This window comes from uncultured Campylobacter sp. (assembly GCF_937997465.1).
Taxonomy (GTDB): domain Bacteria; phylum Campylobacterota; class Campylobacteria; order Campylobacterales; family Campylobacteraceae; genus Campylobacter_A.
On the sequence record NZ_CALKTQ010000344.1, the window covers coordinates 1 to 7,777 of the forward strand.

The window sequence follows — 7,777 nt, forward strand, 5'->3', positions numbered from 1 at the left end:
TGGGCTATCAGGCGTTTCCGTTTAGCCTAGAAAAGGCGTTTGAGAAGTAAAATTTAGCGGCTCTTTGGCGACGCGCTTTGGGGCCGCCTTTTGGTAAATTTGGATTTTTGCGCTTGCGACCGGGTTAAATTTGCCCGCTCAAATTGATGGGTCGCAGGCTTTAAATTTGGATCAAATTTGACGCCCTCCCGCACCCGCTCGGATACGGCAAATTTGACCGCAAAAGGTAAAATTTAGGCTCGCGTTTCCATCCTTTGCGCTAGTCTAAATCTTACCTTTTCCTGCCAAGCGTTTGGGAAAATAGGACTCCAAAAGACAATAGTAACGCCCGAACGCTTGGATTTTCGTTACTGCTTAAATTTACCCGTTTGCTTCATAAATTTCGCTCAGATTTTTAAAATTTGCACCCTTGTTGCCATAAAACCGATATAATCTAAGTAAAAAACGGCGGAGGCGAAAATGCAAAAATTTGTCGAGCAAAAATTTATCGGCGAGCGCGCGATGTTTGGCACAAAAGATGCGGAGTTTGAGCGGTGCGGGTTCGCAGAGGGTGAGTCGCCGCTAAAGCACGGGCAAAATTTGCGCCTAAAAAACTGCACTTTCGAGTGGAAATATCCACTGTGGTACACCAAAAACGTCGCCGTGGAGGACGGATTTTTACTGCAAATGGCGCGCGCAGGCATCTGGTACGCGCAGGACGTTAGCTTTAAAGATACGCTAATCCAGGCGCCAAAATCCTTCCGCAGGTGCCAAAACGTGAGGCTAGAAAACGTAAATTTGACCCAGGCCGAGGAGACGCTGTGGAGCTGTGAGGACGTGGAGATAAAAAACGTCTGCGCGCGCGGGGATTATTTTGCGATGAACTGCGAAAACGTGCGCGTTTACGGGCTAAATTTGGACGGGAACTACGGCTTTGACGGCTGCAAAAATCTGCTCGTCGAGGATAGCAAACTACTTAGCAAAGACGCCTTTTGGAACTGCGAGAACGTGACCGTGCGAAATAGCTTTATAAGCGGTGAATACCTCGCGTGGAACAGCAAAAACGTGACCTTTGAAAACTGCGTGATAGAGAGCTTGCAAGGGCTTTGCTACGTGCAAAATCTCGTGCTGCGAGGCTGCCAGACGCTAGATACGACGCTAGCCTTTGAGTACTCAAGCGTGGACGCTGAAATTTTAGGCGGCATAGCTAGCGTGAAAAACCCACTTTCAGGCGCGATAAGGGCAAAAGAAATAGGCGAAATAATAATGCAAAAAGAGTGCGTGGATCCGGCCGCTACTAGGATAATTTTAGAAAAATAGCGGTTTTTGCCGACTCGTATTTTCACTTATACTTATGCTTGCGGTCGCAACTGCAAACGTAAGGAAATATCGTCCAAACTCGGTTGCTACTATATGTATTCTGCTGGGCTAGTTTCTGCCTCGTATACTTATTGCGAGCATAAGCGTAAAGTAAAAAGTAAAATGCTTTGCTATATTGTTTTTTTATTCAAATTTTGAAGTCAAATTTGGATTAAAAGTTTGCGGTCAAATTTGAGATTTAAGCCGTTTTTGGTTTAAATTGCCCCTTTAAACTAAAGAATTAAATTATTTAAATAAGGAAAAAATATGTCGTTTTTTGAAAAATTAAAGCTAGCTTTTTACACCGTTTGTCGTCCGGAAAAGCTTATTTCTTTTAGGTTTGCAAAGCCTGATCCGCGCTACACAAAAGAGGCGAATTTTACCCTAAAATACGGTATCCTTCGCGCTCATCAAAATATGGACGCCGTCACGATCGCCTACGACCGCCTGTGCGAACAATATGCTGGATTTAAGCCGCTTTTTATCATTGAAAACGCTCCGCAGTGCGAATACACGAATATGCATGCAAGCTCTAGTTACGAGATGCTGGACGAGGAGGAGTATAATGCGCAAAATCCGGACGCTCAAGACTTTCCGGCTGCGGAGTTTCGTTTGATGCTAAGTATCCTGCGCAACCCCGAATACAAGACGGAAGTTGGCCAATTTTACGGTAAATTTAGCCTAAATTATCCAGATAAATTAAAGGCGCTAGAATACCTCAATACCCGCGATTATAACGCTCTTGACGAGGATATCGACGTTTATCTGTGTCCTTGCGAGCGCAGTACGGACGTATTTGCGAGAATGATTCAGGGGTATTTTGCCGATGATTTTGAACCTGAGCAGACGTATGCGTTTATTTTGATGATGAACGAGCGATTCGGGTTTGAGTTTATCGGTATCGGCGCGACTCTGATGCTATTTTATCGCCGTAAAAATTTAAGCGACGCCATGGCCGAGGAGCTACTGCAAGAGCTGGCTAAAATTTACGATACGCCTTACGAAGCGATCAAAAAAGCTCTGTGGCATAACGCGTTTGGCTCTCGTAAGACGCTCGTGCTACCGTTTGCCGAAAATATCGAAGACACCGTAGCGGATGAGCTGTAAAATCGGAGTAAATTTTGCCTAGCAAGCTCAAAATTTTAGGACGAAATCTTAAACATTACAAAATTTTAAAGAAATTTTAGCTACACTCAGCAAATTTTATAAAAAAGGATACTAAATGAACCCTTCCGAATTTATCTGGATGGACGGAAAATTAGTCAAATGGGAGGACGCTAAAGTCCACGTTTTAACTCACTCGCTTCACTATGCAAACGCGGTGTTTGAGGGCACAAGAGCCTATATGACGGATAAAGGTTTAGCGATATTTCGCCTAAGCGATCACACCGCGCGCCTACTAAAATCGGCCAAAATGACGATCCTAAACGTCAAATACACGCAAAAAGAGCTCGAAGACGCGCAGGTCGAACTACTTTGCGCAAATAAATTTAAATCAAACGTCTATCTGCGCCCGATCGTTTACCTAGGCTACGGCGTGATGGGTCTAGCTCACACCAAAGCTCCCGTAAATACGGCAATCGCCGCATGGGAGTGGGGTGCGTATCTAGGCGAAGAGGGGCTTAAAAAAGGCATCCGCGTGAAAATTTCAAGCTTTGCCAAACTAAACGTCGGCGGTCAAATGAGCCGTGCGAAATCAAGCTCGAACTACCTCTGCTCGCAAATGGCAAACTACGAAGCCAAAGAGGCGGGCTACGACGAGGCGTTGCTGCTTGATAGCGAGGGCTACATCTCGGAGGGGCCGGGCGAGTGCTTTTTCATCGTGGAAGACGGCGCGCTCATCACTCCTCCAAACGACAGCAGCCTAGCTAGCATCACGCAAGACACCGTCATCAAAATCGCTCGCGATCTAGACATCGAAGTGCGCAGAGAGCGCATCACTCGCGACCGCGCATACACTGCGGACGAGGCGTTTTTCACGGGTACGGCGGCCGAGGTCACTCCGATAAGCAACATCGACAACCGCGTGATCGGCGCGGGCGAGCGCGGAGCGGTAACTAAACGCCTACAAGACGCGTATTTTGACGTAGTTTACGGACGCAATCCGAAATACGCCTCGATGCTAACTTATATTTAAGGAACGAAATGCCAGCGGATTTGAATGATTATTTTAATAAAAAACGCGGCTCTAGCGGCGGCGGAGACGATAACGGTGGCGAGAGTAAAGGCCCAAAAGTAAATTTTAAAACGCCTGATTTTAAAGGATTTGGCAAAATTTCGGCCTTTGCCTACGTCATCATCGCGCTCGTGGCAGTGATCGCGCTCACGCAGCCTTTCGTCACGATAAACTCGGGCGAAGTGGGCATCAAGTCAAATTTGGGTAAATACGACCCGTCTCCGATGCAGCCGGGACTACACTTCTTTATTCCGTTTTTGCAAAAAGTCATCGTAGTCGATACGCGCGTTCGCCTCATCAACTACACGTCTGGCGAAGATATGGGCGAGGCTGCGCAAAAGTATGGCGCACAGGCTCAAGCGGGCATCATCCGCAAAAACTCGATCTCCGTTTTGGACGCGAGAAACTTGCCCGTCAGCATCGACATCACCGTGCAGTACCGCCTAAATCCGGAAAATGCGCCTCAAACGATCGCGTCTTGGGGGCTTAGTTGGGAAAACAAGATCGTTGATCCCGTCGTGCGCGACGTCGTGCGCAGTATCGCGGGTAAATACACCGCCGAGGAGCTTCCGACGAAGCGAAACGACCTAGCCACGGCTATCGACGAGGGTATCCGCAAGGACATCGACGCGCAGCCAAATAAACCCGTCGAGCTGCTAACCGTGCAACTGCGCGAGATCATCCTGCCTGAAAAGGTAAAAGAGCAGATCGAGCGCGTACAAATCGCTAAACAAGAGGCTGAACGAACCAAATACGAAGTAGAGCGCGCAAATCAAGAGGCGCTTAAAAAAGCGGCCCTCGCAGAAGGTACGGCAAAGGCCGCTATCATCGAAGCTCAGGGTCGCGCGGACGCCGCTAAGATCGAAGCCGACGCGCAGGCATACGCAAACAAAGAGGTCGCAAAAAGCCTCGATCACAATTTGCTAAATTTAAAGCAGATCGAAACGCAGGCCAAATTTAACGAGGCGTTGCGCGAAAATAAAGACGCGAAGATATTCTTAACGCCTGGTGGAGCGGTGCCGAATATCTGGGTGGATACGAAGGATAAAGAGAAGCAAAGCGCGATAACGCAATAATTTTTGTTTGGAGCGACTCGCCTTTTTTACGCTTTGCGGGCGAACGCTTTTTGCGAGGTCGGCTAAATTTAGTTTGGATGGCTTTGCTTCGTTGCCGTTTGTAATCGCAAGCAAAGTCAGGTCCGCCGCTAAATTTACCTGAGTAACTCCAAAATCATCTCGAAACAGGTGTAATTTTTTGCGAAGCGAAATATTTTTGCAAAAAACTTCGCCTTTTTATGCTCAAATTTGAAGTCAAATTTGAGCTTTAAATTTTGCCCGTGCGCCGAGCCAAACCCGTAGCCGAAAGGAAATAAAAATGAAAATAGATTGGGAAAAAGTGGGCGGCCTTTTGCCTGCCGTCGTTCAAGAAAGCTCGAGCGGCGAGGTTTTGATGCTTGCTTATATGAACGAAGAGGCGCTAAATTTGAGCCTAAAAACCGGCTTTGCACACTATTTTTCGCGCACGAAAAACCGCATCTGGAAAAAGGGCGAGGAGAGCGGAAATACGCAGGCCATAGACGAGATTTTCCTTGACTGCGACAACGACACGATACTGCTCAAAGTCGTTCAAAACGGCGGCGTAGCGTGCCACACCGGCGAAAAATCGTGTTTTTTTAGAAAGATTTCTGGAGACGGCGGCGAGTCAAATTTAGCTAGCGATGACGGGCAAAATTTGACGCAAGAGCAAAATTTAAACCAAGCCAAAAAGCCGATCTACGGCATAATCGACGAGGTTTATCACGCGATATTAGACCGCAAGCTAAACGCCGATCCGCAGACCTCATACGTCGCGAGCCTGTTTAAAAAGGGCGAAAACGCGATCCTAAAAAAGGTCGGAGAGGAGGCTACGGAGCTAGTGATGGCGTGCAAGGATGCCTCGGCGCGCAAAAATGAAACTGCACAGTTTAACTCTGCCGCAAACGGCGGTCAAATTTCGTCAAATTTAACCCAAAACGAAAATTTTGCTAAAATTTCAAACGAAAATGCCGCAAACCAAAACAGCCAAACCGAGACGTCTCAAAACCTAAAGCTAAAAACACCGACCGAGGAGATCGTCTACGAGGCGGCGGATCTATGTTTTCACTCGCTAGTGGCGCTGGCGCTGCACGGAGTGCACCCAGACCGCATCAAGGCCGAGCTCGCGCGCCGTTTCGGACTAAGCGGTATCGAGGAAAAAAACTCGCGAAAAGGTTAGGGCGGTCAAATTTGGCACGCTTTATGCAGGAGGAGTTTAAATTTGGCTCGCCGCAAGGCAAACGAAGCAAAGAGGCAAGATGATAAACGAACTAAAACAGGGCTTAAATTTCTATCTGACGCACCTTAGCTGGGTGGATTTTGCCGCCTATATCTGGATGTTTTTGACCTTTTTAGCGCTCGTTTCGCTTTGCGTCTATGTCGCGTCAAAGTCCTTTTTTGCGGGCTTTGCGCTGATGATCGTCACTATCGCAGGGCTTGGGTGCGGGGCGTATTTTATGCCTAAGCTTTTAGATGAAAATTTGCGAACCCGCTCGCTCGAGCTAGTCTCAACCAAGCAGCTTGAGTACTCAAATACGCTGCTTGTGGATCTGCGCCTAACAAATCTCTCAAAAAAGCCGTTTAACTACTGCGAAATCGGGCTTAGCTTTTACAAAAACTCGGGCAATACGTTGCGCCGTTACGCAAATGAGCTAAAGCCGTTTTTGAGGGAAAATATCGTGCTAAAAGACGTGCTAGACATAAACGCAACACGCGAGATCACGCACGCGGTAAATAACTTTCGCGCGCAGGATTACAATATCACGACAAATTCGGAGTGCTTTTGATGGAAGGGTATTTTAACGTATTTCACTTCATCGCGCTTGCGGTTTTGGCGCTACTATCGGTACTTTTCGCGCTTATCGCCCGCGGCGAGAAAAATCCTAAATTTTTTAAAATTTACATCACGATAAACATAATAGCGACGCTGACGCTTGGATATTTTTTCATGATGATCGTGGATAAATACACCAAAAAGGCCGTGCTGACGGGGTTTTCAGGCCACCGCGTACTAAGAAACGAAACCATCGTGTTTAAGGGCTCGCTGCGAAATACGGGCGAGTTTAGCATCGCGAACTGCGATCTGACCGTCAAACTCATCAACAACCCCGTGAGTAAGGACACGATCGCAGGGTCTATCTTTAAGCCTAGCGGGCTATCGCTATCTTCGCGCAGTGACGAGCGTTCAAACGTAGCTGAGATAACCGCTAGCGTCGCTAAAAATATCGCGCCGAAGCAGATACGAAATTTTAGCCTCTCGATGCCGTATCCGTCGTACTTTGCTAATACCCAAACGATAACTAAGCTGGAGTGTAGGTAGGGCGCGGGCAAATTTGCCCGAATGCGATATAAAAACCTCCAAAGGAGCTTTTTGTTGAAGGTAGGTATAAACACAAAAATCACGATCTTGTCGATGTTCTTAAAAATAACAAGCGTAGAGATAAAAAATAAACATATATAGTCCGTTCAAAAATTCCGAAAAAGAAATTTAGAGAAATTTTATAGTGTTTTTAGCTCGATATGGAAGCGGTATAAATAGCGGAGTTTATTAAAATTTCATAAAAAAATCGATAAAATAACCAAAAACATCAGAAATTTATGGCCGGCGTGCATGATAAAATATTTAATTTTAGAATAGATTTCTGGCTCGTATGCCTACTTGGTTAAAAACCTACTACTTTATAATATTTCTTGGCTTGCGGTTGCTAGTAAAACGGCATACTAAAGTGCGACGTTCAAGTTTGTTTATATAGCCTAAAACTATTTTGCAAATGAATTGATGCCGATGTCGCCTAGATGTAGCGACTTTAATGACCCGCTATCTATTCTGATTACCGGAAGGCTTACGATGGTTTGTTGGATTGCGGAGACGAGGTTATAGTGACACAAAGAACTCAAAGAATAATTTAATTGCGATGCACTTACGTTTGTTAAGACGAAGCTAGAAGGATAGCGAAGTAGAGGTTAGATGTAATAACGGTAATATGTTAAATAGATTATTATATTCGCTTAACTGATCTTAATTTTAAAAATTTTATGAAAATAGAAAGGGCGGAGACCGCCCCTTGAAGTATAAAGCGTGATTATTTTGCACTTTTGCAGCAGCCGCATGTGCAGCCCATAACTTTATAGATGATAGCTCCGATGATCGCTCCAACGATAGGTGCAACCCAGAAAAGCCAAAGCTGCT

6 protein-coding genes and 1 pseudogene are annotated in these 7,777 nt (G+C 46.1%); all 7 read left to right on the forward strand.

Translation table 11 applies throughout. The features are described from left to right. Window positions 1–459 precede the first annotated feature (459 nt). The 7 genes and pseudogenes from Q0546_RS11740 to Q0546_RS11770 all read left to right on the forward strand — a co-directional run bounded on the left by Q0546_RS11740 (window position 460) and on the right by Q0546_RS11770 (window position 6,907). Window positions 460–1,299 carry a DUF3737 family protein gene (locus tag Q0546_RS11740; protein ID WP_298793258.1) on the forward strand — a complete coding sequence of 280 codons (840 nt, stop codon included), beginning with the start codon at window positions 460–462 and terminating at the stop codon, window positions 1,297–1,299. Between the two features lie 306 nt (window positions 1,300–1,605). Further along, window positions 1,606–2,445, forward strand: a complete 840-nt coding sequence (locus tag Q0546_RS11745; protein WP_298793260.1) for a hypothetical protein — start codon at window positions 1,606–1,608, stop codon at window positions 2,443–2,445. Window positions 2,446–2,560: 115 nt separating this feature from the next. Beyond that, a complete protein-coding gene (locus Q0546_RS11750) occupies window positions 2,561–3,475 on the forward strand; it encodes a branched-chain amino acid transaminase (RefSeq protein WP_298793262.1) in 915 nt (304 codons plus the stop codon). Between the two features lie 8 nt (window positions 3,476–3,483). Then, a complete protein-coding gene (locus tag Q0546_RS11755; RefSeq protein ID WP_298793264.1) occupies window positions 3,484–4,590 on the forward strand; it encodes an SPFH domain-containing protein in 1,107 nt (368 codons plus the stop codon). A gap of 283 nt (window positions 4,591–4,873) precedes the next feature. Continuing rightward, window positions 4,874–5,767, forward strand: a pseudogene (gene hisIE, locus Q0546_RS11760) (bifunctional phosphoribosyl-AMP cyclohydrolase/phosphoribosyl-ATP diphosphatase HisIE); the annotation flags it as partial. A gap of 79 nt (window positions 5,768–5,846) precedes the next feature. Beyond that, a complete protein-coding gene (locus Q0546_RS11765; protein WP_298793266.1) occupies window positions 5,847–6,374 on the forward strand; it encodes a DUF2393 family protein in 528 nt (175 codons plus the stop codon). Then, complete coding sequence (locus Q0546_RS11770; protein ID WP_298058529.1) at window positions 6,374–6,907, forward strand: DUF2393 family protein; 534 nt, start codon at window positions 6,374–6,376, stop codon at window positions 6,905–6,907. The genes Q0546_RS11765 and Q0546_RS11770 overlap by 1 nt, the downstream gene beginning before the upstream one ends. The last annotated feature ends 870 nt before the right edge of the window (window positions 6,908–7,777 follow it).